The organism is Saccharothrix sp. NBAS 001 (assembly GCF_056640475.1).
Genome location: NZ_CM153251.1, coordinates 3,182,814 through 3,208,035 on the forward strand (window position 1 = coordinate 3,182,814; position 25,222 = coordinate 3,208,035).

The following is a 25,222-nucleotide window of genomic DNA, read 5'->3' on the forward strand; positions in this document are numbered from 1 at the left end:
GAATCTCCGGCGCCGATCGAGGATCCCCTACCCGCAGGAAGGCGATGCTGCTGGCGCTGCGCCGCTACAGCCGGGAGTTGGCGCGCCAGCGGCGCACCTCCGTCCCCGGCCTGCTGCTGCCCGCGCTGGGCAACACCGCGATGCTCTACCTCGCCCCGCTGGTGGTCGCCTCCCTGGTCGGCGCGCTGGCCGGCGGCGCGTCCGGCGACCTGGCGACCGTCCTGCCCTACGTGCTCGGCTTCGCCGGGCTGCTGCTGCTCGCCGAAGTCCTGTGGCGGATCGGCCTGCACTGCCTCAACCGCACCGACGGCCGGGGCATCGAGCGGCTGTGCGTGGACGGCATGGAAGAACTGCTGGCCAAGGACGCGGCGTTCTTCCACGACAACTTCGCCGGCTCGCTGACCAAACGCGTGCTCAGCTTCTCGTCCCGGTTCGAGGAGTTCGTCGACACCCTGGCGTTCTCGGTGATCGCGAACGTCGTGCCGCTCGCGTTCGCCTCGGTGGTGCTGTGGCAGTACGACCCGCTGCTGGTCGCGATCCTGGTCGGCCTGATCGCGATCACCGGCCTGGTCATCGCGCCGCTCGTGCGCCGCCGGCAGAAACTGGTGGACGACCGGGAGGCCGCCATCGCCCGGGTGTCCGGCCACGTCGCCGACACCCTGACCAACATGGAGACCGTCCGCGCGTTCGCCGCCGAACGCCGCGAGGCCGCCGAGCACCGGGCCCGCGTCGCCGAGCAGCGCACGCTGATGCTGCGGTCCTGGGACTACGGCAACCTGCGCATCGACACGGTGGTCGCGCCCATGTCGGTGCTCACCAACGCGCTGGGCCTGCTGGTCGCGGTCGGCCTGAGCGACGGCCGGCTGGGCGTCGAGGCGATCATGGTCACCTTCGCCTACTTCTCCAACGCCACCCGGATCATGTTCGAGTTCAACCAGGTCTACCGCCGGCTGGAAAGCTCGCTCACCGAAGCCGCCCAGTTCACCGAACTGCTGCTGGAGCCGCCCACGGTGCTCGACCCGCCGACGCCGGAGCCGTTGCGGCCCAAGGGCGCCGACGTCCGGTTCGACCGGGTCACCTTCGCGCACAGCGCCGGCCGCCCGCTGTTCGACGGCCTGGAACTCGACATCCCCAGCGGCCACCGGGTCGGCCTGGTCGGCCGCTCCGGCGGCGGCAAGACCACGCTCACCCGCCTGCTGCTGCGGCTCATGGACGTCGACGGCGGCCGCATCCTGGTCGGCGGCCAGGACATCGCGGGCCTGCGCCAGGAAGACCTGCGCAGCCTGATCGCCTACGTGCCCCAGGAACCCGCCATGTTCCACCGGACGCTGCGCGAGAACATCGCGTTCGCCCGCCCCGGCGCGACCGAGGCCGACATCCGGCGCGCCGCCGAAGCCGCGCACGTCGCGGACTTCGCCGACGACCTGCCCGACGGCTTCGACACCCTGGTCGGCGAGCGCGGCGTGAAGCTGTCCGGCGGCCAGCGGCAGCGGGTGGCCCTGGCCCGCGCGATCCTGCGCGACGCCCCGATCCTGCTGCTCGACGAGGCGACCAGCGCGCTGGACTCGGAGAACGAGGTCCTGGTCCAGGAAGCCCTGTGGCGGCTGATGGAGGACCGCACCGCGCTCGTCGTCGCCCACCGGTTGAGCACCGTCGTGCGCATGGACCGGCTGATCGTGCTCGACGAAGGCCGCGTGCTGGAACAGGGCACGCACGACGAACTGCTGCGCGCACGCGGCCCGTACTCCCGCCTGTGGCACCACCAGTCGGGCGGCTTCCTCGCCGACGACGACAAGCTGACCGACGCCGTCACGTGAGCGACGCGGACGGGCCCGGCCGCGCGGTCGCCGCGCTGACCGCCGAACAGGCGGCCGGCACGGCGACCCCGCTGGTCCCGGCGCTGGTGGACGGGCTGTTCGTCAAGGACGAGTCGGCCCGGCCGACCGGCAGCATCAAGCACGGGTTCGCGCGCAGCCTGTTCCTCGACGGGCCGGCACGCGGCCTGATCACCGAGAGCACCCCGCTCGTCGACGCGGCCAGCGGCAACATCGCCGTGGCCGAGGCCTACTTCGCCCGCCTGCTCGGGTTGCCGTTCACCGCCGTCGTGCCCGCGCGCACCCCGGCCGCCAAGCGGGCCCGGATCGAGGAGCACGGCGGCGTGTGCGTCCCGGTGGACCCGCCACTCGCGGTGTACGACCGGGCCCGCGACCTGGCCGCAGGCGGCCACTACCTCGACCACCTGAACCGGCTCGGACCCGCGACCGACGCGCACGAGCCGTCGGAGCTGGTGGTCGAGATCCTGCGCGAGGTGCCCGAGCCCGCGTGGATCGTGCTCGGCGTCGGCACCGGCGCGAGTTCCCGCGTGGTCGGCCGGCACCTGCGGCGGCTCGGAGCCGCCACCCGGGTGGCCGTGGTCGACCCGGAGAACTCGGCCTACTTCCCCGGCTGGGTCACCGACAGCCCCGACTACGGCACCGGGATGCCGTCCCGCGTCGAGGGCATCGGGCGGCCCCGGATCGAGCCCCCGTTCGACCCCTCGGTGGTCGACCTGGTGATCCCGGTGCCGGACGCGGCCGCCGTCGCGGCGATGCGGCACCTGGCGGCGGCGGGCCTGCGGGCCGGCCCGTCGACCGGTGCCGCGCTGTGGGGAGCGTGCCAACTGCTGCACCGGACGGGACCGGCAGGGCCGGTCGTGCTGCGCGATGGGACGTCGGAAGAAGAAGCGGGTATCCGGGTGGGCCGTGGCCGGGATCGCGGTCGCGATCATCGTGCTGGCGCAACTGCCGAGGTTGGTCGCCGAACACCCCGTCCCGTTCGCCGTGGGCGCCGGCCTGCTGGCGTCGGTCGGCACCGCCGGCGGCATCTGGTGGTGGCGCGATCGTGCGGCACAACGACGTCTCCAGGCCGAACGAGACCGCCTGATCACGGTGACGGACGGTATGACCGGCCCCGAGTTCGAACACTGGACAGCTCGCTTACTGCGCCGATCGGGTTGCAGGGACGTGCACGTAGTCGGCCGGTCGGGTGACGCGGGCGCGGACGTGGTCGCGAGAAGCCCCTCGGGTGCCCGAATAGTCGTGCAATGCAAACGCTACAACCCGGAAACCGCAAAAGTAAGCAGTCCGGACGTACAACGCTTCGCCGGCACCGCCCGAGCCGTGCACGGTGCCCACCACGCCCTGATCATCACCACGACGACCTACACCAAACCGGCGCGCGAAATAGCCGACGCAACCGGCATAACCCTGATCGATCGCACCCAACTAGCCGAATGGGCCAGAACCGGAACCGCGCCACCCACCACCGGCCTACCACCTGTACCCCTCCCCCGACCTTAAACCCCGCTCCCCCGCCTCCGCTCCCCCGCCTCCGCTCCCCCGCCTCCGCTCCCCAGCCTCCCGCTCCCCAGCCTCCCGCTCCGGGCTCCGGGCTATTGCACCCCGCAGATCCCGCACCAACACCCCATTCGACGCCGACAACCGAACAGCGCCAGCAACCCACCCACAGCTACCGCAGACCGACCCGAGCCGCTCCGGACCGACGCCTCGACATTCCCCGATAACGGCCAAGCGCGAAACTCCCGACCAGAACGGATTGCCGCGCCGGAACGGACCCATCGGCTAGACTGTCCCCCATCGGCCACTCGCCCCCTGCTTTCTTCGCAGGTTGTCGCCGAATCAGGTGAAGAAGCGATTTCATGACAACCTGATCACGGGTTCAAAGCATGAGCCTAAATAGGCACGGAGGCGACTCTGGCGACCTACAACTCCGAGGTGCCAGCGGTCCAAACCCGCGAACCACCCCGCGAACCACGATGCCCAAGCCACAGCAATGCGATCCCGCTCCGAACGCGCACACGGCGGCGCACACCAGGCACCAGGCACGGCGGGAGCGCGCCGGGGCTCACCACGCCGCGCGCCGCAGTGCGCGGTCGCCCGCATAGCACGGCGCAGCCGCTCGCACGGCACGCCGCTGGGCAGGTGCGCGCCAGGCGATCGCGAAGGCGGTCCTGGCTGTCAGTCCCCGCCAATCAGTCCGGGCCGTCAGTCCCCACCGGGCGGCCCCACCGGGGTCGCGGTCGGCGGTCGCGGTCGGCGGTCGCGGGTGATGGTCGTGGGTGATGGTCGTGGGTGATGGTCGTGGGTGATGGTCTCCGGTGACGGCGGTCGAGGCTGTGACGAGGGTGCGGCAGGGTATGTGAGCGGGCGCAGCGTCGGCGCGAGATCCGGCGCTGAGGGGTGTGGGGCCAGGCATGTGGGCCAACGATGCGGGGCCAGGGATGCGGAGCAGCGTGGTGGGCGCAGGCGTGGACCGGGGTCAGGTGGGTGGCAGCACGGTTCGGCAGGCCAGGTGGAGGGCCAGGCGCTCGTCGCGATGTGAGAGGTCGACGCCCAGGTCCTGTTCGATTCGTGCGATGCGGGATGCCACGGTGTTGCGGTGGACGCCGAGGGTTGCGGCTGTCTCGGCGATGGAGGACTCGGCGTCCAGGTAGGTGGCCAGGGTCCGCACCGCCTCTGGCGACAGGCCGGCCAGCAGTGCGCGGGCGGCGGGTTCGAACGTGTCGGTGCGGGTCCATTCCAGCAGGAGTTGGGCCATGCCCAACTGGTCGACGTGCAGGAAGTTGCCGCCTTCGGTGCGGGTCGCGGCCAGGTGGGCGGCGTCGGTGGCCTCGCCGACGGTTTTCGCGAGGCCGTCGGAACGTGCGTGTGGCCGGCCGACGCCCATGTGCGCGTGCACGGTTCGGCGCAGGTCGCGTTGTGCCGCGCGCAGGCTGACGCCCAGGGCGCGCACGCGGGCTGCGGTGGGTTCCTGGTCGAACGTGGTCCAGGCGGTCCAGCCGTCGCCGTGTTCCACGACCACGGCTTCGACCCCGGCGGCGCGCAGGGCGGTTGCCACGTCGGGGCGACGCGCCACCGTGTCCACTGTGGACGGTACGCCGATCCGGATGCCGACGTGCCACCCGCCCAACGGCCAGCCGGCGTCGGCGGTTCGGCGACGCAGGTCGGCGGTGGGCTCGCCGTCCAGGCGGAGGAGGTCGCCCAGGAGGGCGGTCCGGGATCGCGCGTCGCGTTCGAGTTCCAGGCGGTTGGCCAGCAGCCACCGTTGGACCGCGCCGGACGCCAGCGCCAGTGCGGGCGGTATGACGTCGGCGCGGGCGGTGGCCGCGCCGCGCAGCTCGGCGACCAGCCAGAGGCTCGGGCGGGGTCGGGGCGGTGCGGCGGGGTGGGGTGGGTGTGCCGGGAGGTTCGGGTGCGCCGGGGCGTTCGGGTGGGGAGGCAGGTTCGGGTGGGGAGGCAGGGTCGGGTGCGCCGGCGGCGACGGGTGGGGCAACAGGACGGGGTGGGCCAGCAGGACGGTGTCCGGGGCGTCGATGCGTTGCGGGACCGGCTCGTGCACGCGCACGGGCGCGGCGATCGGGGCACCGGCCAGCGGGTCGCCCCGGTCGTCCAGGAGGGCTACCGGCACGTCGAGCCGGTCTTGCAGGGTCGTGACGATCTCCTCCGGCGTGCGCAGCCGCGAGTCCAGGGCCCGCTGCACGGCCAGGACCAGCTCGGCGCGGGCCAGGTCCGGGGCGGCCAGGGTCAGGCGGGCGGCCACCAGGAGGTCCAGCGGTTCGGACCGGGTGGACAGCAGGGGGACGCCCAGCCGGTCGGCCAGCAGGCGGGTGGCGTGCAGCGGGGTGTCGGGGCCGGACAGGAGGACGCCCGCGCCGGCCGCGTCGGCGATGCGGCGGAGCAGGGCGTCGATCCGCCAGTCCCCCGGTGCCGGCGGCCGGGCCAGGACGACGAGTTCACCGGGCGCGATCGGGTGGTCGGGGGTGAGGTCGAGCGCCGGGCGCACCGACCGCACCTGCCGCTCGACGCCCTCGCCACCGGCCAGCAGGGTGGTTCCGGCCCATTCCGGCAGGGCCAGCAGCCCGCGCACGGTGGTCACGCGGGCACCGGGTCGCTGTCGATGCCGAACGCCCTGGGCTCGACCACCGGCAGGTGCCGGGGGTCGTGCCAGAACGCGGGCCCGGCCAGCCGCGCCACGACGACCTCCGCGCCTTGCCGCACGTGGTAGCACGAGATCGGCGCGCCGGTCCGGCGGTCGCGCACGGTCAGCACGTCGGGCGTGCCCGCGACGGGCGCGCCGTCGCGCAACGCCAGCAGGTACTCGTTCTCCATCTCCAGGCGCAGCAACGCGCCGGTCCCGTGGTCCCGGACGGTGACGCTGCCCCGGCCGAAGCCCGGTCCGTGCCGGCGGGCGACTTCGACCACGCGGCCGGTGGCGAGGACGTCTCCGGCGTCCGCCCGCCGGCCGAGGTCCAGCGCGCCGCCGACGCTGCCGACGACCGCGCACGCGGGCAGTTCGGCCGCGCGGATCGGGTGCAGGGCGAGCACCGCCCACCCGCCGATCACGGTCAGGAACCCGCGTACGGCGCGTTCGACGTCCGACGGCGAGCCGCCGGCGAGCACCAGGACCTGTCCGCCGGGTGCGGCGAGCGCGGCGGGCGCGACGCCGCGCCCGGCGGCGGCCGTGGTGAGCTGGTCGAGCCGGGGCAGGCCGCGCCCGGCGAGGTCGGCGTCGACGTAGGGCAGGTCGAGGTCGTCGGCGGCGAGCAGCGGGAGCAGTCCGTTGAGGCCGCCGATCTCGATGGTCATCAGCGCGCCCGCGCGGTCGCCGGTCCACCGCTCGACGGCCGCCACGGCGGTGCGGAACTCCTCGCCGCCGGGTGGTTTCTCGGACAGCACGGCGGTCGCGCCGACGACGCCGACGGGCACGACCGGGGTGTCCGGCGGCAGGTCGTCGGGCGGGGTGACGGTGAGGCGGCGGCCGGCCGCGAGCCGTCGGCGCAGCACGGTGGCCGCCCACACGGTGTCGCCGCCGCCGCCGGAGCCGAGCAGGGTGGCGCCCAGTTCCAGCGCGGCGACGTCGTCCCGGTCGATGCGCATGTGGACAGTCTCGCCCATGTCCGGCGAGTCCGGGTCGGTCCGGCGCGGGCCGGGGTCGGGCAGGTGCACGGCGGAAGTGGTCAGCGCAGGGCGTAGCCGCCGTCCGGGTAGAGGGTCGAGCCGGTGGTGTAGCGGTTGCCGAACAGGTAGAGGACGGCGTCGGCCACCTCGGCCTCGGTGCCGACCCGGTGCAGCAGGGTGTCCCGCTCGTACTGCCCGAACGCCGCCGCGCGCGCCTCTTCGGGCCGCTGGGACCACAGGTTGCCGGCGGTGGTGCCGGGTGAGATGACGTTCACCCGGACCGGTGCGAGTTCGACGGCCAGGCCCCGGCCGAGTCCTTCGACGGCGGCGTTGCACGCCACGTACGCGGGTGCGGCGGCGGGTGGCCGGACGCTCGCCGCGCCGGCCATGAGCACGATCGAGCCGTCCTGGGCGAGTTTCGGCGCGGCGTGCTTGACCGCGTAGTACTGGCCCCAGAACTTGGAGGTGAACGGGCTTTCCGCGTCTTCGTCGGTGAGCGCGAGCATCGGCCCGACCCGGTAGGTCGCGGCGGTGGTGAACAGGTGGTCGACCTGGTTCACCTCGGCGAAGAACGCGGCGAGCGAGGCTTGGTCGCCGGTGTCGACGACGTGGTGGCGCGCGGCGACGCCGAGTTCGCGGGTGGCGGCGGCGAGGGTGGTCTCGGTGCGCCCGCCGAGCACGACTCGCGCGCCGGCCGCGACGGAGCGCCGGGCCACTTCGAGGCCGATGCCGGTACCGCCGCCGATGACGACGACGGTCCGGCCGTCGAGCGTGCCCATCTGTCCTCCTGGGTGGTTCACGCCGTGACCCGGACCGGGTCGTGGTCGTAGCCGAAGTAGCGGGGGCCGGCCAGGGCCAGGCCCTCGGGGGTGTGCCAGCGCGGGTCGGCGGGCGCGGCGATCACCGCGACGCGCTGCCCGAACCGGAGGCTCTCGGTGGTCACCGCCTCGCCGGATTCGCGGTCCAGCACGCAGATCAGGTCGGGTACGGACACCTGGACGACGCCGTCGCGCTCGGCGACCAGGTGTTCGTTCTGGAACCTGAGCACCAGTGACGACCCGGCGTCACCGTCCATTCCGGACAGTCGGGCGTCGCCGCGCGCGAACCCGGAGGCGGTGCGCCGGCGCACGTCGACCACCTTGCCGGAGAACAGCTCGCGCCCGCCGAGCCGGGTCACCAGGGCGGCGACGGGGTCGGCGTGGGCGGCGCGTGCGGTGCGGACGAGTTCGCCGAGTTCGACGCACAGCGACAGGGTTGCGGGCACGAGCGCCTCGCGGGCCTGGCGGCCGGTCATGGCGAACGAGGCGATCATCGCCGAGCACCCCATGTCGATGGTGGCGCTGCGGGCGAGCCGTTCGGCCCAGAGGTTGTCGACGGTGTCCAGGACGCCTTTGTTGCCCTTGTCGTCGGCGATGGCCATCGGGGTGGCGCGCACCCCGTAGAGGGTGGGCAGGACCATCTGGATCTCCGGGAACGCCCGGCCCATGCCGTCGGCGTCCAGCAGCGGCAGGCCGAGTTGCGCGGCGGCGGCGACCGGGATCAGCGAGTTGACGCCGCCGGCTTCGGCGCAGGCGATGTGGGTGAGTTCGCGGCCGAGGTAGCCGGCGAGGGTCCGGGCGGCGGTGGCGATCTCGTCGGTGGACGGCAGTTTTTCCACCATCACGGTGGGTGCGCCCATCATCGCGACCGGCAGCACGGTGGCGTCGTCGGGCAGGTCGTCCAGCGTGACCAGGGGCACGGGGCCGTGGGCGCGGACCGCCGAGGCGGCCAGCAGCCGGCCGATGTACGGGTCGCCGCCGCCGCCCGTGCCCAGGACGGCCGCTCCGCGCGCGAGGTCGGCCAGGTCGGTTTCGGTGATCTCCCGCATGTCTCAGCTCCCCATCTGGAGGTCGCCGACCGCCTTGACCCGGATCCGGGTGGCGTTGCCCGGCAGGTAGGGGATCGGGACCTCGTCGAAGTCGACGATGTCCACTGTGGACGGTCGGGCGCCGGCCGCGACGGCGCGGTCCACCGCTTCCTGCTTGGCCTCGTCCACGACGGCGTCGCGGCGGCCGGGTTCGATCGCGTACACCCGGTCGACCTCGCCGCCGACCTGGGCGATGGCCGCGCCGATCGCGTTGGCCACCGCGTGGTGGTCCGGCCGGCGGACCGCGCCGACGCCGGGGAACTCGTCGGGCAGCAGGATCGACCCGCCGCCGACCGCGACGACCGGCAGCGGCTCGGCGGAGGTCCGCATCCGCTCGACGGCGTCGGCCGTGTCGGCGGCGATCCGCTCCAGCGCGGCCCGGACGAGGTCGGGGTCCAGGTGCGCGACCAGGCTCTTGTCGCCGATGTCGGCGCGTCCGGCGGCGACCGCGAGGTCGGTGGCGGTGAGCGTGTCGCCGCCGAACACCAGGGCTTTCGCGGTGAGCTGGTAGCCGACCGAGTCGGGGCCGACGGTGACCCGCGCGGGCCCGCCGCGCACCAGGCTGCCGCCGCCGACGCCGACCGAGAGCACGTCGGGCATCCGGAAGTTGGTGCGGATGCCGGCGACGCTGACCTCGGTGGTGGCCTCGCGCGGGAACCCCTGGTTGAGCACGCCGACGTCGCTGGTGGTGCCGCCGACGTCGACCACCGCGCAGGTGTCCAGGCCCGACAGCACGGCCGCGCCGCGCATCGAGTTGGTGGGCCCGGACGCGAACGTGGCGACCGGGTAGCGGCGGGCGAAGTCGACGTCCATCAGGGTGCCGTCGTTCTGGCTGAGGTAGAGCGGCGCGGTGATGCCCGCGCCGGCGACCGAGGCCGCGAGCCCGTCCACGATGCCGGCCGCCAGTTCGCGCAGGGCGGCGTTGACGATGGTGGCGTTCTCCCGTTCCAGCAGGCCGATCCGGCCGATCTCGTGGGACAGCGAGATGGCCACGTCGGGCAGCTCGGCGGCGATGATCTCCGCCGCGCGGATCTCGAACTCGGCGTTGACCGGGGAGAACACCGAGGTGATGGCGACGCTGCGGATGCCGGCGCGGCCCATGTCGTCGGCGGCCGCGCGCAGTTCGGCCTCGTCGAGTTCGGCGATGTGGCGGCCGTCGAACTCGTGGCCGCCGTGCACCGGGTAGCCGCGTCCGCTGATGGCGGTGACCAGCCGGTCGGGCCAGTCGACCATGGGCGGCAGGGAGGAGCCGGCGGGCAGGCTGAGCCGGACGGCCGCGGTCGGGGCCAGCCGGCGGGCTTCGACCAGGGCGTTGATGAAGTGGGTGGTGCCGATCATCACGGCGCGCACGGCGGCCGGGTCGAACGGGTGCTGCCGGTGCAGCCCGTCGATCGCGGCGACGATGCCGGAGGTGACGTCGGGGGTGGTGCCGGTCTTGACGGCGGCGAGCACGGCGGTGTCGCCGGGGGTGTCGCCGGGGGTGCCGGCCAGAAGGACGGCGTCGGTGTTCGTGCCGCCGACGTCGATGCCGATGCGCACGGGCGGGCCTCCGGTTTCTGCGGGTTGCGGATCAGTGCGTGGGTGCGGGCGGCGCGTCGTCGGTGCGGCTGCGGCCGATCCCGCGCACCAGGCCGAGCCGGCCCGCGACGACGTAGAGCACGAAGGCGACCACCAGCGAGTTCACGCTGCCCAGGCCGACTTCGACGAACCGGCCGACCAGGGCCGAGGCGACCCAGACGACCAGCGTCGCGGGCACCCACAGCGGCGCTTCGGGCGGCAGGGTGCCGGCGGCGCGGGCGGCGTCGAGGTCGCCGCGCCAGCGCCGGACGACGAAGTACTCGGCGACCATGATCCCGGCGATCGGCGGGAACGCGACGCCGAGCACGATCAGGAACTCGGTGAACCCGTCGAGGATCCCGGCCGCCGCGAGCACGCTGCCGACCAGGCCGACCAGGGCGGTGGCCAGGCCCCGGTCGACGTGCCTGCCGAACACCGTGCCGACGAAGTTGACCAGGCCCAGGCCGGACGAGTACAGGTTCCAGTCGTTGATCTTGAGGGTGCCGGCGACCACGACCAGCACGCCGACCCAGCCGACCGACGAGGTGACGATCAGGGTGACGTCGGCGGTGCCGACGGCGTGCGCGAGCAGCACCCCGGACAGGCCGATGACGTACTCGCCGAGCGTGACGCCGACCAGGGTCTGCTTGACCACGTCCCGCGCGGAGCGGTTGAACCGGGTCATGTCCGGGGTGATCAGCGCGCCGACGATGAACCCGCCGGCGACCAGCGTGGTGCCCTGCAGCAGGCTCAGCTGCGGGCCCGGCGGCGCGGAGGTCGCCAGCGCGCCCAGGTCGTGCCGGGACAGCTCGCTGATCACCGACCAGCCGACCAGCACCAGGAACGCGGGCACGGTCAGGTAGGCGGTCCACGCCATCGAGTGGAAGCCGCGCAGCACGATCGCGGTGACGACCAGCCCGAACACCAGTGCCCAACCCCATTCGGGCAGTCCACCGACCAGGGCGGACAGCCCGCGCGCCGACACGGCGGTCTGGATGCCGAACCACCCGATCAGGCTGATCCCGATGGCCAGCCCGATCACCGCCGACCCGGCGCGGCCGAACCCGGTCCAGCGGGTGAGCACCGAGGTGGACAGTCCTTCGCGGACGCCGATGATCCCGACGAACACGGCGACGACCTCCAGGATGACCGCGCCCAGGGTGAGGGCGAGGAAGGCGTCACCGAAGGACATGCCGAAGCCGAGGGTCGAGCCGAGCAGGAACTGGCTGAGCGCGGACATCTGGCCGAACCGCTGCACGGCGATCGACCACCACGGGTAGCGGGCGTGCCGGGGCACCCTGGTCGACGCGTAGTCGTCGACAGCGACGGACGAGGCCATGCCAACCCCCTTGATCTGCGGGAGGAGCGATTAGCCGGTAACCGTAAGAGCAGTTCGTGGCCGCGTCAGTGTGCAGAGAGCACAGGTGGGGTCCGCCGGCTGTGGACTGTGCACAGTCGGCGGGCGCGCGTTCACCGCACGCGGGAGCGGCCGTCACCCGGTGTGGCGGAAGGTGCCCGGGTCGGGGGTCAGGGCGTGGCGAGCCGGGTCGTGGCCACGCCGACGCGTGCGCCGCCGGCGGGCGGACCGGTCTCGGCCAGGGCGGCGACCCGGCCGACGAACTCGTCGTGCAGCCGCGTGAGCTGCGCGTCGTCCAGGGTCGTCATGTCGTAGTAGCTCGGCACGGCGGCGGCCCAGAGCTGTTCGGGGGTGCCGGTCAGCTCCAGGTCGACCTCCTGCCAGGAGACCGGCGCGAAACCGACGCCGGTCAGCAGCCCGTCGAGCCCTTCGCGGCTGCGGGCGCGCCGGTCGCCCAGGGGCGGGACCCGCCGCTCCGGCGGCACCGCCGCGAAGTACGGCCGGGCCAGTGACAGGAACAGGTCGAGCACGCCGCCCGGGACCGGGCCGACGCCGACCGCGACCGCGAGCCGCCCGCCCGGCACCAGCACCCGGGCCGCCTCGGCGACGACCCGGTCGACGTCGGACATCAGCATGAGCGCGAGGTGCGACACGACCGCGTCGAACGAGCCGTCCGCGAACGGCAGCTCCTGGGCGCGTCCGACGCGCAGGTCGGCGTCGGCCAGTCCGGGCCGCCGGCGCGCCAGGGCCAGCTCGCCCTCGGACAGGTCGATCCCGGCCAGCAGGTCCGCGCCGGGCAGCAGCGCGAGCAGCGTGCCGTCGGCGCAGCCCAGGTCGAGCACCCGCCGGGCGCCGGCCACGTGGTCGGCCACGACCTGGTAGCTGGTGCGCCCGTCGGCCGCCGGGTTCGCCAGGACGCTGCTCGCCATCGTGCCGGGCGTCCGGTCGTGGTAGGCGCGCAGGAACGCTTGGCCCGCAGGAACTCCACCCGTGCCGGTCATGCTGCCACGCTAGCGCAACCCCTCGCCCCGCTACGGCGTCGCGCCGGGCGTCGGGCGCTGCGGCGGCGGGTCGGCCAGCGCGGTGCGCATGGTGTCGCGCAGGCGGTCCAGGAAGTCCTCGACCAGGTCCAGCTGGCCGGGTGGGCACTGGGCGACCAGGGCGTCGAGGTGGCCGGCGAGCGGGCCGAAGAACCGGCGGGCGGGCGCCTCGATGTCGGGGCTGCTGCGCAGGGTGACCACGCGCCGGTCGGTGTGCTCGCGGGTGCGCACGACGTGGCCGAGCTTCTCCAGCCGGTTGAGCAGGTTGGTGGTCGCCCCGGTGGTCAGCGACAGGCGTTCGCTGAGCCTGGTCGGGGTCAGCGGGGTGCCCTGGTCCTCGGCGTAGAGGATCTCGGCGAGTGCGGTGGCGTCGGTGGAGTGCAGGCCGAGCCAGTGCGCGAACCGGCCGGTGAACTCGGTGTAGTTCGCGCCGAACGACCGCAGCCCGTCCAGCAGTCGCGCGGCGCGCTCGCCGGCCTCGTCCATCGCCACTCCCCTTGATCGCGTGCGTTGACAACCTACCGACCCTCAATCTAGCTTCACAGTGAAGCCACTTCAGCATGAAGCCAACTTGGGGGAGTTCTCGTGCGCCACTTCGCCGCCACCGACCGCCGCCTCACCGGGACCGGTCCGGACCGCCCCGGGCCGCACGCCGGGCCCGTCGTCCGCGCCGAAGCACCGGCCGGCGGGCCGGTCTGGATCGTCACCGACGCCGAACTGGCCCGCGAGGTGCTCGCGGACCCGCGCATCGTCAAAGACCCGGCCGCCGCGCCGTGGGACCCGCGCCGGGCCGGGCTGGAGCGGACCGCCGCCGAACAACCGTCCCTGACCACGCTCGACGGCCCCGAGCACGCCCGCCTGCGCCGCGCCCACGCCCCGCTGCTGAGCGCGAAACGCGTGGCGGAGAACGCCGACCGCGTCCACGCCACCGCCCGCCGGCTGCTCGCCGAGCTGCCCCGCGAGGTCGACCTGATGGCCGAGTTCACCACCCGCTACCCGCTGACCGTGCTGCTCGACCTGCTCGGCATCCCCCTGGTGCAGGTCGACCGGGCCGCCGCCGCGTGCCGGCTGCTGGTCCAGGGCGACCCGGCGGTCGCGATCGCCGAACTCGAAGCCGTCGCCGACCACGGGGTGGACGGGGCCGGCCTGGCCGCCGGGCTGCGCGACCGCGTCCCGCCCGGCACCACCCGGGCCGAACTGCGCTACCACCTGTTCAGCCTGATCTTCGCCGGTCAGCTCACCACCGACGCGGCGCTGGGGTCCACCGTCGCGCACGCGCTCGCCGAGCGGCCCTCCGCCGCCGCCGAAGCCGACTTCGTCCGGGACGTCCTGCGCCGGCACCCGCCCGCCCCGTACTCGCTGTGGCGCTTCACCACCACCGCGCTCGACCTGGCCGGCGAGCACCTGCCCGCGCGCTCCCCCGTGCTGGTCGACATCGCGGCGGTCAACGCCGACCCGGCCCGCGCCGACGACCTGACCTTCGGCGCGGGCCCCCACTTCTGCGTCGGCGCCCAGCTCGCGCTGCTGGAACTGCGCGCGGTCGTCGCCGTGCTGCGCGAGGACTACCCGCAGGCGCGCCTGGCCGTGCCGCCGGCCGAACTCCGGCACACCGGCCCCGGCGGGATCATGGGCAGCCGGCTCACCGCGCTCCCCGTGGTGCTGGAGCGGGGCCGGACCGGGAGGAGGTAGAGGTCAGGCGGTGACGAACACGTCCTCCTGCGCCGACTCGCACGCCGCCAGCAGCGCACCGCGCAGCACCGCCTCACCGCCCAAAGCGCTCGGCCGCACCTCGGTCGTGACGGGTGAGGCCGCCGCCAGCCGGTCGGCCACCCGGGACGCCAGCTCCTCGCCGCCCGCGCGGCCGACCTCGCCCCCCAGCACCACGCACCCCGGGTCGAGGACGGCCGCGATCGACGCCGCGCCCACCGCTACCCGGTCGGCGAGGGCGTCCAGGAACCCGGCCGCACCGGCCGCGACCGCCTCGCGCACCGCCGCCGCGCCCGCCAGGTCCGCCGACGACGGCACGATCCCGTGTCCGGCCGCCAGCTCCGCGATCGCCGAGGAGGAGGCCAGGCCGTGGAACCCGCCGCCGGTCGGCCACGGCCGGCCGGGTACCGGCAGGAAGCCGAGTTCGCCCGCCCCGCCGGACGCGCCCCGGTGCAGGCCGCCGCCGACCACCAGCGCCGCGCCCGTGCCGTGGCCGAGCCAGAGCAGGGCGAACGTGTCGAGGTCGCGGGTCGCGCCCAGGCGGTGCTCGGCGACCGCGGCCACGCTGGTCTCGTTCTCCACCAGCAGCCGGCCGTCGAGGCGGGCGCGCAGCTCGGCCAGCACCTCGCCGTGCCAGCGGGGCAGGCCGGCGGTGCCGCGCAGCCCGCCGGTGCGCGGGTCGACCACGCCCGGCACGCCGATGCCCACCGAGTGCAGCGTCGGCGCGCCCGCCTCGAACGCGGTGTCGGTGAGCAGGGTGAGCGTCCGGGCCACCGCGTGCTCGGTCGTCGTCGCCGGGCCGATCGGGGTCGACGCCTCGGCCAGCACCTCGCCGAGCAGGTCGGCCACCACGACGGACACGCTGTGCGTGCGGACGTCCAGCGCGGCCACGTGCGCGCGGGTCCGGACGATGCCGTAGAGCTGGGCGTTCGGGCCGCGCCGCCGCACGTCGGCCTCGCCGACCACGGTGACCAGGCCCGCGTCGCCGAGGCGGCGGACCAGGTCGGCGATGGTCGGGCGGGACAGGCCGGTGAGCCGGGTGAGGTCGCCGGCCGTCAACGGGCCGGACCGCAGGAGGCGCAGCGCCTCCCGGTCGTTGATCGCACGAGCGGCGCTCGGTGATGCGGGCATACCGGGGATCTTCGCAGACCGGAACCCGACACCCTTTCTTTCAGGAAACCTTCCTGATAATTTCGGCAACCGTCGCCCGGCCACCCGCCCGGCACCGCGAAACCGGCCACGGCGGTCCGGGCGACCGGAAGTCGCCCGGTCGAGGGATCGGTCAGCGGGTATCCGGCAGGCAGCGGGCCGGCGGCGACCGGCGGCGCGGCGTCACGGCCACGGGCACGCGACGCCGCCGGGGACGGGAAGTCGGCACTCGGGGAGGGTGGGCACGTGGGCGAGACAGTGGTGGAGGGCGACGCACCGACCGTGCGGCGCGCCAGGTTCGCGATCGCGGCGGTGTTCCTGGTGCACGGCGCGGTGCTCGGGTCGTTCGCCACGCGGGTCCCGTGGATCCAGGAGCACGCCTCGCTCGGCGCGGGCCAACTGGGGCTCGCGCTGGCGTTCCCGGCGATCGGCTCGGCGCTGGTCATGCCGTTCGCCGCCCGGCTCGGCCACCGGTTCGGCAGCAAGGCGACGCTGCGCGGCCTGCTCGCGCTGTGGACGCTGGCGCTGACCTTGCCCGCGCTGGCCCCGAACCTGCTCACGCTGTGCGCGGCGCTGTTCGTGTTCGGCGCGTGCGCGGGCACCTCCGACGTGACGATGAACGCCATCGGCGTGGAGGTCGAGCAGCGGCTGGGCCGCTCGATCATGTCCGGCCTGCACGGGATGTGGAGCGTCGGCGCGCTGCTCGGCTCGGCCGCCGGCACCGCCGCCGCGCACTTCGAGGTGCCCGCCCCGCTGCACCACCTGGTCGCGGCCCTGGTGCTGACCGCCGCCGGGCTCGTGGCGACCCGGCGCGTGCTCGACGTGCGCCCCGCGCACGACGAGGAGCCGCCGCCGAGGTTCACCCTGCCGCCGAAGTCCGCGCTGCTGATCGGCGCGGTCGGGTTCTGCGCGGTGTTCGCCGAGGGCGCGAGCCTGGACTGGTCGGCGGTCTACCTGCGCGACGTGCTGGGCACCTCGGCCGGCGTGGCGGCGGCCTCGACCACCGGGTTCGCGCTGACCATGGCGGTGGCCCGGATCGCGGGCGACGCCGTGGTCGACCGGATCGGCGCGGTGCGCGCAGTCCGGCTCGGCGGGCTGGTCGCCGCGGCGGGCGGCGTGCTGGTGGTCCTGGCACCGGGCCCGCTGCCCGCGATCGGCGGCTTCGGCCTGCTGGGGCTGGGCATCGCGGTCGTGGTGCCGCTGGCGTTCGCCGCCGCCGGCCGCAGCGGGGCCAACCCGAGCCGGGCGATCGCGGGCGTCGCGACCGTCACCTACACCTCCAGCCTGGTCGCCCCGTCGCTGATCGGCGGGATCGCCCAGGCGACCTCGCTGACCGTGTCGTTCATCGTGGTCACCGCGCTGGCGTGCGGCCTGGTCGCGTTCGCCGGCGTGCTGCGCCCGGCGAACGGGGCGAAATGACCGCGCGACACCGCTGACCGCGCGTCGGCGGCCCCGGTGCGGCCGGGTGGCGGTCCGGACTCGCCGCGCGCGACCCGCCGGGGCGTGGCCGGCCGGTCCGTCGACGGCTGGGCCGCCACGCCGACCGGCCCCGTCGTCCCGCATGGCCGGACGTCGGCATCGCGCGGACACCCTGTCGACGAGCGGCGGAGGCCGGGCGCACCCGCCGCCGGCCCCCGGGCGGGGCGGCGGCGGGCGGGGGCGGTCAGGCGAGCTGGAGTTCCGGGCGGTACAGGTCGATCCAGTGGTACAGGTCGAGCAGCCGGTCCAGGCCGACCCGGTCGGTCGGCTCCATGGCCGCCGCGTCCACTTCGGACACCCGGTGCACCCACGCCCGGTCGACCAGGTCGAACACCGCGTGGCCCGGCTCGGCCAGCACCTCCTTGGCCTGCTGCTGCAACGCCGCCGCGTAGGCGGGGTCCTGCGTCGACGGGTAGGGGCTCTTGACCCGGTCGCGCACCGACGCGGGCAGGACGTGCTCGGTGGCGTGCCGCAGCAGGCTCTTCTCCCGGCCGTCGAACGTCTTGAGCGCCCACGGCGTGTTGTACACGTACTCGACCAGCCGGTGGTCGCAGAACGGCACCCGCACCTCCAGGCCGACCGCCATGGACGCGCGGTCCTTGCGGTCCAACAGGATTCGCACGAACCGGGTCAGGTGCAGGTGGCAGACCACGCGCATCCGGGCCTCGCGCGCGGACTCGCCGTCGAGCGGCTCGACCTCGGCCACCGCCGTCCGGTACTGGTCGCCGATGTAGTCCCGCAACCCCAGGCGGCGCACCAGGCCCTTGTCGTACATGGCGGTCCGGTTGTTCATCAGCACGTTGCGGAACGCCAGCCACGGGAAGGTGTCCGCGTCGGCCGACTCGTCGTGGAACCACCGGTAGCCGCCGAACACCTCGTCGGCCGACTCGCCGGACAGCGCCACCGTCGACTGCGCGCGGATCGCCTTGAACAGCAGGTAGAGCGACACGTCCATGTCGCCCATGCCGACCGGGATGTCCCGCGCGGTGATCATCGCGCGGCGCGAGACCGGGTCGGTCAGGTCCGACGGGTCGAGCACGACGTCCTCGTGCGCCGACCCGACCAGGCCCGCGACGTCGCGGACGTAGGGCGAGTCGGGGGTGGGCCGCATGTCGTCGGCCCGGAAGTTCTCCTCCTGGCCGGTGAAGTCCACCGAGAAGGTGCGCACCCGCTCGCCCTGGCCGGCCAGGTGCGCGGCGGCCAGCCCGGTGACGGCGCTGGAGTCCAGGCCGCCGGACAGCAGCACGCAGCGCGGCACGTCGGCGACCAGCTGGCGGTGCACGATGTCGGTCATCAGCTCGCGGACGCGGGCGACGGTGGTGTCCCGGTCGTCGGTGTGCGGGCGGGCTTCCAGCCGCCAGTAGGTGCGGGCGCGGACACCGCCGCGGTCGACGGTGACGATCGCGCCCGGCGGGACCTCGACGACGTCCTTCCACAGCGACCAGCCGGGCTTCTTGGTGTGCGCCACCAGTTCGCGCAGCCCGTCGGTGTCCACCACGCGCCGGGCCAGCGGGTTGGCCAGGATCGCCTTGGGCTCCGAGCCGAACAGCACGCCGTCGCGGGTCTGCTGGTAGTAGAACGGCTTGATCCCCATCCGGTCGCGGATCATCACCAGCTTGTCGTCGCGCTCGTCCCAGATCGCGAACGCGTACATGCCGTTGAGGTGGTCCACGACGGCGTCGCCCCACTGGAGGTAGCCGTGCAGCACGACCTCGGTGTCGCTGTCGGTCTCCCAGACGTGGCCCAGCCGGGAGAGTTCGTCGCGCAGCTCGGTGAAGTTGTAGGTCTCGCCGCTGTAGACCAGGGCGACCTCGCCGCCGGGCGTGCGCACGGACATCGGCTGCCGCCCGCCCGGCAGGTCGATGATCGCGAGCCGGCGGTGCCCCAGGGCGACGTGGTCGCGCACCCACGTGCCGGAGTCGTCGGGCCCCCGGCAGGCCATGGTCCCGGTCATGGCGTCGACGGTGTCCTGCCGCCGCGCCAGGTCGACGTCGTAGGAAACCCATCCGGTGATACCGCACATAGCGGACCTCCCCGCAACTACTTAGCAAGGACAACTATCCTCTACCGCGATGTAACACCCAGTAGTGACGTTTGTCTGCCCGAATTGCACGCTCCGTCCCCGTTTGATTACGGACTGTCGCGCACGTCACTTCGGTAGGTCCGCACGCGCCGAGGTCCGCCGGACCACCCGGTGCACGCGGCGCAGCCGAGGCGGGCCACCACCCCCGCTCGACGCGGAACTCCGCCGGCTGCGGTGTGGCTCAGGCCGGGACGACGTCCGCGACCACGCACACCACGTTGTCCGGACCGCCGTTGCCGTTGGCGAGGTCCACCAGGCGGCGGGTCGCCCGGTCCGGGTCGGGTGCTTCGAGCAGCACGTCCCGCAGGTCGTCACGGGCCACGACGGTGTGCAGGCCGTCGGAGCACAGCAGGTACCGGTCGCCGGGCAGGGCGTCGTGCGGCGCCAGGTCCGGCTCCACCTCGCGCCGCCCGTCCAGCGCGCGCACCAGCAGCGACCGGTGCGGGTGGCTGACCGCCTCCTCCTCGGTCAGCCGGCCCTCGGCGATCAGCGACCGCACGGCCGTGTGGTCGTGCGTGATCCGGAACAGCTCGCCACCGCGCAGCAGGTACACCCGCGCGTCGCCGACGTGCACCAGGCCGAGCCGGGAGCCGGACAGCACCAGCGCGGTCAGCGTCGTCCCGCTGCACCCCTCCCCCGCAGCCACGAAACCGCCCACGGCGGTACCGGCCCGGCGCACCGCGTCGGCCAGGCTGTTCAACAGCTCCCCCGCCGGGATGGCGGTGTCCAGCCGGGCGATCACGTCGATGGCCGCCGTGCTCGCAGGCTCGCCGCGCGCGCCGAAGCCGTCCGCGACGGCCGGCAGGTGCTCGCCCGCGTACCCCCGGTCCTGGTTCGACTCGCGGACGAGTCCCCGGTCGGTGCGCAGCGCGTACCGCAGTGCCACGGTCATGGTGGGTTCCTCCCCTGACAGCTGGGCCACGAGGAAGGCGGCGAGATCGCGCCGGGTCGCGGTGTCGGCCTCGACCCGCGCCCAGTAGGCGCGCACGTCGGCCGCCGCCCCGGCCCGGTCCAGCGCGCAGACCGCCCGGATCCGGGCCAGTGGCATCCCCAGCCGGCGCAGCCACGCCACCAGGCGCGCCCGCTCCAGCTGGTCGGGCGCGTAGAACCGGTAGCCCGAACGCGGGTCCACCCGGGCCGGCATCAGCAGGCCCAGCTCGTCGTAGAGCCGCAGCGCCTTCGGCGACAGCCTGGACGCCCGCGCGAACTCCCCGATGGTGAGCAGTTCCACCACCCCGCTCCCTTCCTCCGGCCGGGCACCTCGCCCGGCTGCCACCACCGTCCGGCTTCCCCGTGGGTGAAGGTCAAACCCGCCCGTTCCCGGCCCGCTCGTGGGGCACGCCCCTCGGTGGCGTGGCCGCCGGGTTGTTCGGGTTCGCCTTTGCGGCCCGGTCACAGCAGTCGGGTCCCGGTTTCGGCCCTGGCCGGGCCGGTCGTCCGCGAGGGCCGGTTCGGTGTCGGGGATGTCGAGCGGGGGTGGTGCGTTCGTCGGCCTCGGCTCCGGTCGGGGCGTAGACGACGGCCCTCCCGGGGTGCGGACCGGGTACGGCCGCCGTCCCCGGGGAACCGGCGGGGAGTGAGAGGCGCGGTAGCCGTACCGGGCGCACCCGGCCAGGTCGGAGCGTCTCGCGGTCTCGCGGGAACGCCCGCACTCTGCGGGGGTGGATCGACCAGCCGCACGTCGTCCGTCCCCAGGGCCGCGTCGACGGCCAGGCCCCCGGTCACCGTCCCGACCGGCTCCGCGGAATGCCGTGACCGCGTGTGGCAGCCGGACCGGCCGGACAGGTGACGGAACAGGTGCCCGAGGCGGGCGCGGGCGTGGCGCAGCCGGCGGGCCCCGGAGGTGAACCCGGGCAGCATCACCGCCGGGCGACCCGTTCCGCGTCGGTCAACCGGGGCCGCAGCCCGACCCCCGGACGCCACAGGGCCAGGTGCGGCGCGGCCTTCAGCAGGTCGCCGGCCCTGACGCGGAGTGCGGTCGCGAGCGTGTCACTGCTGGCCGTCACCACCCGCACATCGACACCCCCGCCCATGCCTCCAGGCGCCTACCCCTCGGAATCAATCCTCTGGCCGGCGGTCACCGGCAGCCACTCGCGCGCGGCCGAGACCAGCGACGCCACCCCGATCTCCAACGTCGGGCTGATCACCGGGGCGTAGAGCGGCGAGTGGTTCGCGGGCAGGCCGGCGGCCATCTCGCGCATGGTGCCCGCCGACGTCGCGCCCGCGAACGCCGCCGGGTCCGCGCCGCCCAGCAGCCAGTACACCAGCGGCACGCCGGCCGCCGTGGCGAACACGCCCACGTCCTCGCTGCCGGTCACCGGGCCGGGGTCGACCACGCGCGGGTCGGTCACCACCCGGGCCAGCGCGGCCCGGGTGCGCGCCGCCGCGTCCGGGTCGTTGACCACGGCCGGGTAGCCGGACACGAACGTGATCTCCGGGTCGCGGGTCGCGCCGGACGCCGCCGCCTCGGCCCGCACGATCCGGTCGATCGCGGCGAGCACCCGGTCCCGGACCGCCGGGGTGTAGGTGCGCACGCTCAGCAGCAGCTCGGCCGAGTCCGGGATGATGTTGGCGACCGTGCCGGCCTTGATCGCGCCGACCGTGACCACGGCCGTGTCCAGGCCGGACACCTCCCGCGACACCACGGTCTGCAACCGCAGCACGGTGGCCGCCGCCATCACCACCGGGTCCACCGCCGCCTCCGGCCGCGAGCCGTGCCCGCCCTCGCCGTAGAGGGTGACCTTGATGGTGTCGGCGGCGGCGAACGCCGGCCCGGGCCGCAGCCCGATCAGGCCCGCCGGGATCGGCGCGACGTGCTGGCCGAGCACCACGTCCGGCGTGCCGACCCGGTCGAACAGGCCGTCGTCCACCATCCCCTGCGCGCCGCCGCCCAGCTCCTCGGCCGGCTGGAACACCGCGAGCACGGTGCCCCGCCAGGTCTCGCGCGACTCGGCGAGCTGCCGCGCCGCGCCGACCAGGCACGTCACGTGCACGTCGTGGCCGCAGGCGTGCATCACCGGGACCTGGTGGCCGTCCTTGTCGACGACCACCGTGCTGGCGTACGGGAGCCCGGTGCGCTCGGCGACGGGCAGCGCGTCCATGTCGGCGCGCAGCAGGGCGGTGGGGCCGTCGCCGTTGCGCAGCACGCCCGCCACGCCCGTGACACCGATCCCCTCGGTGGTCTCGAACCCGGCGGCGCGAAGCTCCCGCGCGGCGATGCCGGCCGTGCGCGTCTCGGCGAAACCGAGTTCCGGGTGCTGGTGCAGGTCGCGGTAAAGGTCGTCGAGGTTCACGCTGATCACTATCAGCGTCGCGCGCCCGCCGGGCAACACGCCGGGGCGGGCGTGCCCGTCAGCTCTGCGCGACCGGTTCGCCGGCCGGTTCCGCGGCGGTCTCGTCCTTCTTCCGGGTGTCCTTGGTGGCCACGTACCCGATCGCGGCCGCGAGCAACGACACCGCGCCGAGCACCGGCCACACCGAGTGGCCCAGCTGGAGGAACAGGAAGCCGCCGACGATCGGCCCGGCCGCCGCGCCCAGGCCGTAGACGAACTGGAAGCTGCCGATGTAGCGGCCCTTGAGGTGCGCGGGCGCGACCAGGCCGGGGTAGGAGAACACCACCGGGCCGCCGATGATCTCGGCCAGCGTCCACAGCAGGGTGCCGGCGATGATCACCGCCGGGCCCAGCGGCAGGCCGTAGGCGGCCACGCCCAGGCCGAGCAGCACGAAGCAGGTCGCCACGACCAGCTTGGCGGGCAGGTTCTGGGTGGTCTTGGTGATCACCAGCTCGAACAGGATGACCACCGCGCCGTTGAGGGCGACCGCGAAGGTGTACCAGAACACCGGCACGCCGGAGTTCGCCACGTCCAGCGGCAGCGTCACCAGGTACTGCACGTAGACCAGGCCGTTGATGAACACGACCAGCAGGAACGCCAGGTAGCGCCGGTCCTTGACCACGTCGGCGTAGCTGCCGGCCGGCTTGGGCGCGTCCGCGTCCTCGACGCCCCGGATGCGCTTCTCCGCCGCCTTGGAGGGCAGCGCGAAGTGCGCCAGCACCGCGTACCCGGCGGCCACCAGGGCTTCGCCCCAGAACAGCAGGTGGTAGCTGTCGCCGCCGAACCGGTAGAGGCCGAAGCCGATCAGCGGCGCGGCCGTGGTGCCCAGGTTCAGGCCGAACCGGTACATCGCGAAGACCATGACCTGGCGGTCGTCGTCGGTCAGCTCCGACAGCAGCGTCGCCGACGCCGGCCGGTAGACCTGGCCGATCGCGCCGACCAGGGCGATCGCCACGATCAGCAGCGGGTAGGAGGGCAGGTAGAGCAGGGCCGCGATGAGCGCCGCCGAGCCCGCCATGCTCAGCACGGTGGAGTTGCGCGCGCCCAGGCGGTCGGCCAGCGCGCCGCCGATCAGCACGCCGACCACGCTGCCCACGCCGTACACGCCCAGCGCGGTCGCGGCCTGGCCCGCGGAGTAGCCGGTGGCCGTCAGGTACAGCACCAGGAAGATGTTGAGGAAGCCGCCGACCTTGTTGACGAAGACGCCGCCCAGCACCGCCTTCACCGCCGTCGGCGACTCGACGAACGTGGCCCGGATGCCGGCTGACTTGTTCTGCGTTGCCATCACTTCACATCTCTCGGGGGTTGCAGGGGGTTTCAGGCGGGCGTGACGTCGAACGCGGCCTCGGCCGCGTCCAGCCGGTCGGCGACCTGCTCGCGGGTCTCGCCGGTGGCGACGGCGAACGCGATGCGGCCCCAGACCGTGCCCTTGGGCGGCGGCGAGACGACGGCGCCGGGCTTGGCGACCACCACCGCTCGCTCGATCCCCTCGGGCAGCGCATTCTCCGCGAAACCGAGCGATCCGATGGTGGTGTCTTCTTCGGACACATAGAAGAACCGAATGCCGGCCACCCCGTTCCTGGTCCGCGCCAGGTCGACCGGCCGCCCGGTCGCCGCGGCGGCGGCCACCAGGCCGGGGTCGACGCCGGTGGCCAGCGACCCCAGGAACGGGATCAGGTCGCCGCCCAGCCGGCCGTTGACCTCGATCACCTTCGGGCCGGCGGCGGTGAGCATGAACTCCGAGTGCGTGACGCCGTCGGTGAAGCCGAGCGCCTCGTGGGTGCGCTGCAACGCCTTGAGCAGCGCCGGGTCGGACAGCAGCGGGTCGGCGGCGGACACGAAGTGGCCGACCTCCTCGGCGTAGGGCGGGTAGCCGACGACCTTGCGGCCCACGAACAGCGGGGTCACCTCGCCGTCGCGCACCACCGAGTCGACGCTGATCTCCTCGCCGGCCACGAACTCCTCGACCAGGACCGGCTGGTCGGTGTCGAACACCACCGGCTCGGGCCCCTCGGCGGCCGCGGTGAACGCGAAGTTCGCGCGCAGCTGCGCCTCGTCCGCCACCTTGATCACGCCCAGGCTCGCGCCGAGCCCGCGCGGCTTGAGGATCGCCGGGTAGCCGACGACGGCCGCCGCCGCGACGGCGTCCCGCACCGTCTTGACCGGGATCGACCGGGGCTGCGGCACGCCCGCGGCGTCCAGGGCGGCCCGGGTCTGCCCCTTGTCCCGCAACCGCCACACCACCTCCGGGTCGCCGTTGCGGACGCCGAGCGCCTGCGCGACGAACGACGCGGCGTGGATGCGCGCCTCGTCCCAGCACAGGACGCCGGCGACGGTGTCGCGCGCGGCGACCGCCCGCGCGGCCTCGGCCATCGCGGGGCCGTCCATGGTGTCGGGCAGCACGGTCCAGCCGGCCGCGTACTCCTTCTCCCAGTCGGGTTCCGCGTTCAGGAACAGGTGCACGCGGTACTCGGCGCCGATCGAGCGCAGCAGGTACTCGCGGTAGGTCCGCATGCCGGTGGCGACCACCAGCAGCAGCGGGCGGGTGTCCTCGGTGCCGGTCATGACCCGGTGCCTCATTTCTCGTTGCCGCTCAAGGGTTTCCCGACCGCGATGCCGGAAGCGGCCGGCGCGGCGGGGCAGAGTGTCCGAAGTG

At 74.2% G+C, this 25,222-nt stretch carries 19 protein-coding genes and 1 pseudogene; 5 read left to right on the forward strand and 15 right to left on the reverse strand.

Translation table 11 applies throughout. The features are described from left to right. Positions 1–44 precede the first annotated feature (44 nt). From AC0HI0_RS13415 to AC0HI0_RS13425, 3 genes are read left to right on the forward strand one after another with little or no spacing between them, the layout of a single operon-like run. Complete coding sequence (locus AC0HI0_RS13415; RefSeq protein WP_480932663.1) at positions 45–1,817, forward strand: ABC transporter ATP-binding protein; 1,773 nt, start codon at positions 45–47, stop codon at positions 1,815–1,817. Continuing rightward, positions 1,814–3,028 carry a PLP-dependent cysteine synthase family protein gene (locus AC0HI0_RS13420; protein ID WP_480932664.1) on the forward strand — a complete coding sequence of 405 codons (1,215 nt, stop codon included), beginning with the start codon at positions 1,814–1,816 and terminating at the stop codon, positions 3,026–3,028. Before AC0HI0_RS13415 ends, AC0HI0_RS13420 begins: the two co-directional genes overlap by 4 nt. Further along, positions 2,940–3,338 (forward strand): restriction endonuclease, encoded by a 399-nt coding sequence (locus tag AC0HI0_RS13425; RefSeq protein ID WP_480932665.1) that lies wholly within the window; start codon positions 2,940–2,942, stop codon positions 3,336–3,338. The genes AC0HI0_RS13420 and AC0HI0_RS13425 overlap by 89 nt, the downstream gene beginning before the upstream one ends. A gap of 979 nt (positions 3,339–4,317) precedes the next feature. On the opposite strand, the gene AC0HI0_RS13430 is transcribed toward AC0HI0_RS13425, so the two are convergent. The 8 genes from AC0HI0_RS13430 to AC0HI0_RS13465 all read right to left on the reverse strand — a co-directional run bounded on the left by AC0HI0_RS13430 (position 4,318) and on the right by AC0HI0_RS13465 (position 13,302). Continuing rightward, on the reverse strand, positions 4,318–5,934 hold the full coding sequence (locus AC0HI0_RS13430; RefSeq protein WP_480932666.1) for a helix-turn-helix domain-containing protein: 1,617 nt from the start codon (positions 5,932–5,934) through the stop codon (positions 4,318–4,320). Beyond that, positions 5,931–7,004, reverse strand: a complete 1,074-nt coding sequence (locus AC0HI0_RS13435; protein WP_480932667.1) for a DUF917 domain-containing protein — start codon at positions 7,002–7,004, stop codon at positions 5,931–5,933. The genes AC0HI0_RS13430 and AC0HI0_RS13435 overlap by 4 nt, the downstream gene beginning before the upstream one ends. A gap of 11 nt (positions 7,005–7,015) precedes the next feature. Then, positions 7,016–7,735 (reverse strand): SDR family oxidoreductase, encoded by a 720-nt coding sequence (locus AC0HI0_RS13440; RefSeq protein ID WP_480932668.1) that lies wholly within the window; start codon positions 7,733–7,735, stop codon positions 7,016–7,018. Between the two features lie 17 nt (positions 7,736–7,752). Then, positions 7,753–8,823 carry a DUF917 domain-containing protein gene (locus AC0HI0_RS13445; RefSeq protein ID WP_480932669.1) on the reverse strand — a complete coding sequence of 357 codons (1,071 nt, stop codon included), beginning with the start codon at positions 8,821–8,823 and terminating at the stop codon, positions 7,753–7,755. A gap of 3 nt (positions 8,824–8,826) precedes the next feature. Continuing rightward, the gene (locus tag AC0HI0_RS13450; RefSeq protein WP_480932670.1) at positions 8,827–10,401 is read right to left on the reverse strand and encodes a hydantoinase/oxoprolinase N-terminal domain-containing protein; all 1,575 of its coding nucleotides are present in this window, start codon (positions 10,399–10,401) and stop codon (positions 8,827–8,829) included. A gap of 31 nt (positions 10,402–10,432) precedes the next feature. Continuing rightward, positions 10,433–11,758 carry a purine-cytosine permease family protein gene (locus AC0HI0_RS13455; RefSeq protein ID WP_480932671.1) on the reverse strand — a complete coding sequence of 442 codons (1,326 nt, stop codon included), beginning with the start codon at positions 11,756–11,758 and terminating at the stop codon, positions 10,433–10,435. A 188-nt stretch (positions 11,759–11,946) separates the two neighbouring features. Further along, on the reverse strand, positions 11,947–12,777 hold the full coding sequence (locus AC0HI0_RS13460) for a class I SAM-dependent methyltransferase (protein WP_480932672.1): 831 nt from the start codon (positions 12,775–12,777) through the stop codon (positions 11,947–11,949). Between the two features lie 30 nt (positions 12,778–12,807). Further along, positions 12,808–13,302 carry a MarR family winged helix-turn-helix transcriptional regulator gene (locus AC0HI0_RS13465; RefSeq protein ID WP_480932673.1) on the reverse strand — a complete coding sequence of 165 codons (495 nt, stop codon included), beginning with the start codon at positions 13,300–13,302 and terminating at the stop codon, positions 12,808–12,810. 99 nt (positions 13,303–13,401) lie between these two features. Here AC0HI0_RS13465 and AC0HI0_RS13470 point away from each other — a divergent pair, with 99 nt between their 5' ends. Beyond that, the gene (locus AC0HI0_RS13470; RefSeq protein ID WP_480932674.1) at positions 13,402–14,505 is read left to right on the forward strand and encodes a cytochrome P450 family protein; all 1,104 of its coding nucleotides are present in this window, start codon (positions 13,402–13,404) and stop codon (positions 14,503–14,505) included. A 3-nt stretch (positions 14,506–14,508) separates the two neighbouring features. On the opposite strand, the gene AC0HI0_RS13475 is transcribed toward AC0HI0_RS13470, so the two are convergent. Further along, positions 14,509–15,654: an ROK family transcriptional regulator gene (locus AC0HI0_RS13475; protein ID WP_480932675.1), complete on the reverse strand. Its 1,146-nt coding sequence runs from the start codon at positions 15,652–15,654 to the stop codon at positions 14,509–14,511. Positions 15,655–15,918: 264 nt separating this feature from the next. Between AC0HI0_RS13475 and AC0HI0_RS13480 the strand changes: the two genes are divergently transcribed. Further along, complete coding sequence (locus AC0HI0_RS13480) at positions 15,919–17,091, forward strand: MFS transporter (RefSeq protein ID WP_480932676.1); 1,173 nt, start codon at positions 15,919–15,921, stop codon at positions 17,089–17,091. Positions 17,092–17,335: 244 nt separating this feature from the next. Here the strand turns inward: AC0HI0_RS13480 and asnB are convergent, their stop codons facing one another. From asnB to AC0HI0_RS13510, 6 genes and pseudogenes are all read right to left on the reverse strand, one after another. Next, positions 17,336–19,174, reverse strand: a complete 1,839-nt coding sequence (gene asnB / locus AC0HI0_RS13485) for an asparagine synthase (glutamine-hydrolyzing) (RefSeq protein ID WP_480932677.1) — start codon at positions 19,172–19,174, stop codon at positions 17,336–17,338. 241 nt (positions 19,175–19,415) lie between these two features. After that, entirely contained in the window at positions 19,416–20,465 is a 1,050-nt protein-coding gene (locus AC0HI0_RS13490) for a MerR family transcriptional regulator (RefSeq protein WP_480934299.1), read from the reverse strand. Positions 20,466–20,654: 189 nt separating this feature from the next. After that, positions 20,655–21,240 (reverse strand): annotated as a pseudogene (locus tag AC0HI0_RS13495) (IS982 family transposase); the annotation flags it as partial. Between the two features lie 39 nt (positions 21,241–21,279). Then, a complete protein-coding gene (locus AC0HI0_RS13500) occupies positions 21,280–22,527 on the reverse strand; it encodes an amidohydrolase (protein ID WP_480932678.1) in 1,248 nt (415 codons plus the stop codon). A gap of 58 nt (positions 22,528–22,585) precedes the next feature. Continuing rightward, a complete protein-coding gene (locus AC0HI0_RS13505) occupies positions 22,586–23,851 on the reverse strand; it encodes an MFS transporter (RefSeq protein ID WP_480932679.1) in 1,266 nt (421 codons plus the stop codon). A gap of 32 nt (positions 23,852–23,883) precedes the next feature. Then, a complete protein-coding gene (locus tag AC0HI0_RS13510; RefSeq protein ID WP_480932680.1) occupies positions 23,884–25,131 on the reverse strand; it encodes an ATP-grasp domain-containing protein in 1,248 nt (415 codons plus the stop codon). Positions 25,132–25,222 lie beyond the last annotated feature (91 nt).

Excerpts from the sequence above, each read along its gene's own strand:
- AC0HI0_RS13475 (WP_480932675.1), bottom strand. The coding sequence starts at position 15,654 with ATGCCCGCATCACCGAGCGCCGCTCGTGCGATCAACGACCGGGAGGCG.
- AC0HI0_RS13440 (WP_480932668.1), bottom strand. The coding sequence starts at position 7,735 with ATGGGCACGCTCGACGGCCGGACCGTCGTCGTCATCGGCGGCGGTACC.
- AC0HI0_RS13415 (WP_480932663.1), top strand. The coding sequence starts at position 45 with ATGCTGCTGGCGCTGCGCCGCTACAGCCGGGAGTTGGCGCGCCAGCGG.
- AC0HI0_RS13460 (WP_480932672.1), bottom strand. The coding sequence starts at position 12,777 with ATGACCGGCACGGGTGGAGTTCCTGCGGGCCAAGCGTTCCTGCGCGCC.
- AC0HI0_RS13510 (WP_480932680.1), bottom strand. The coding sequence starts at position 25,131 with ATGACCGGCACCGAGGACACCCGCCCGCTGCTGCTGGTGGTCGCCACC.
- AC0HI0_RS13455 (WP_480932671.1), bottom strand. The coding sequence starts at position 11,758 with ATGGCCTCGTCCGTCGCTGTCGACGACTACGCGTCGACCAGGGTGCCC.
- AC0HI0_RS13425 (WP_480932665.1), top strand. The coding sequence starts at position 2,940 with ATGACCGGCCCCGAGTTCGAACACTGGACAGCTCGCTTACTGCGCCGA.
- AC0HI0_RS13465 (WP_480932673.1), bottom strand. The coding sequence starts at position 13,302 with ATGGACGAGGCCGGCGAGCGCGCCGCGCGACTGCTGGACGGGCTGCGG.
- AC0HI0_RS13445 (WP_480932669.1), bottom strand. The coding sequence starts at position 8,823 with ATGCGGGAGATCACCGAAACCGACCTGGCCGACCTCGCGCGCGGAGCG.
- asnB (WP_480932677.1), bottom strand. The coding sequence starts at position 19,174 with ATGTGCGGTATCACCGGATGGGTTTCCTACGACGTCGACCTGGCGCGG.
- AC0HI0_RS13505 (WP_480932679.1), bottom strand. The coding sequence starts at position 23,851 with ATGGCAACGCAGAACAAGTCAGCCGGCATCCGGGCCACGTTCGTCGAG.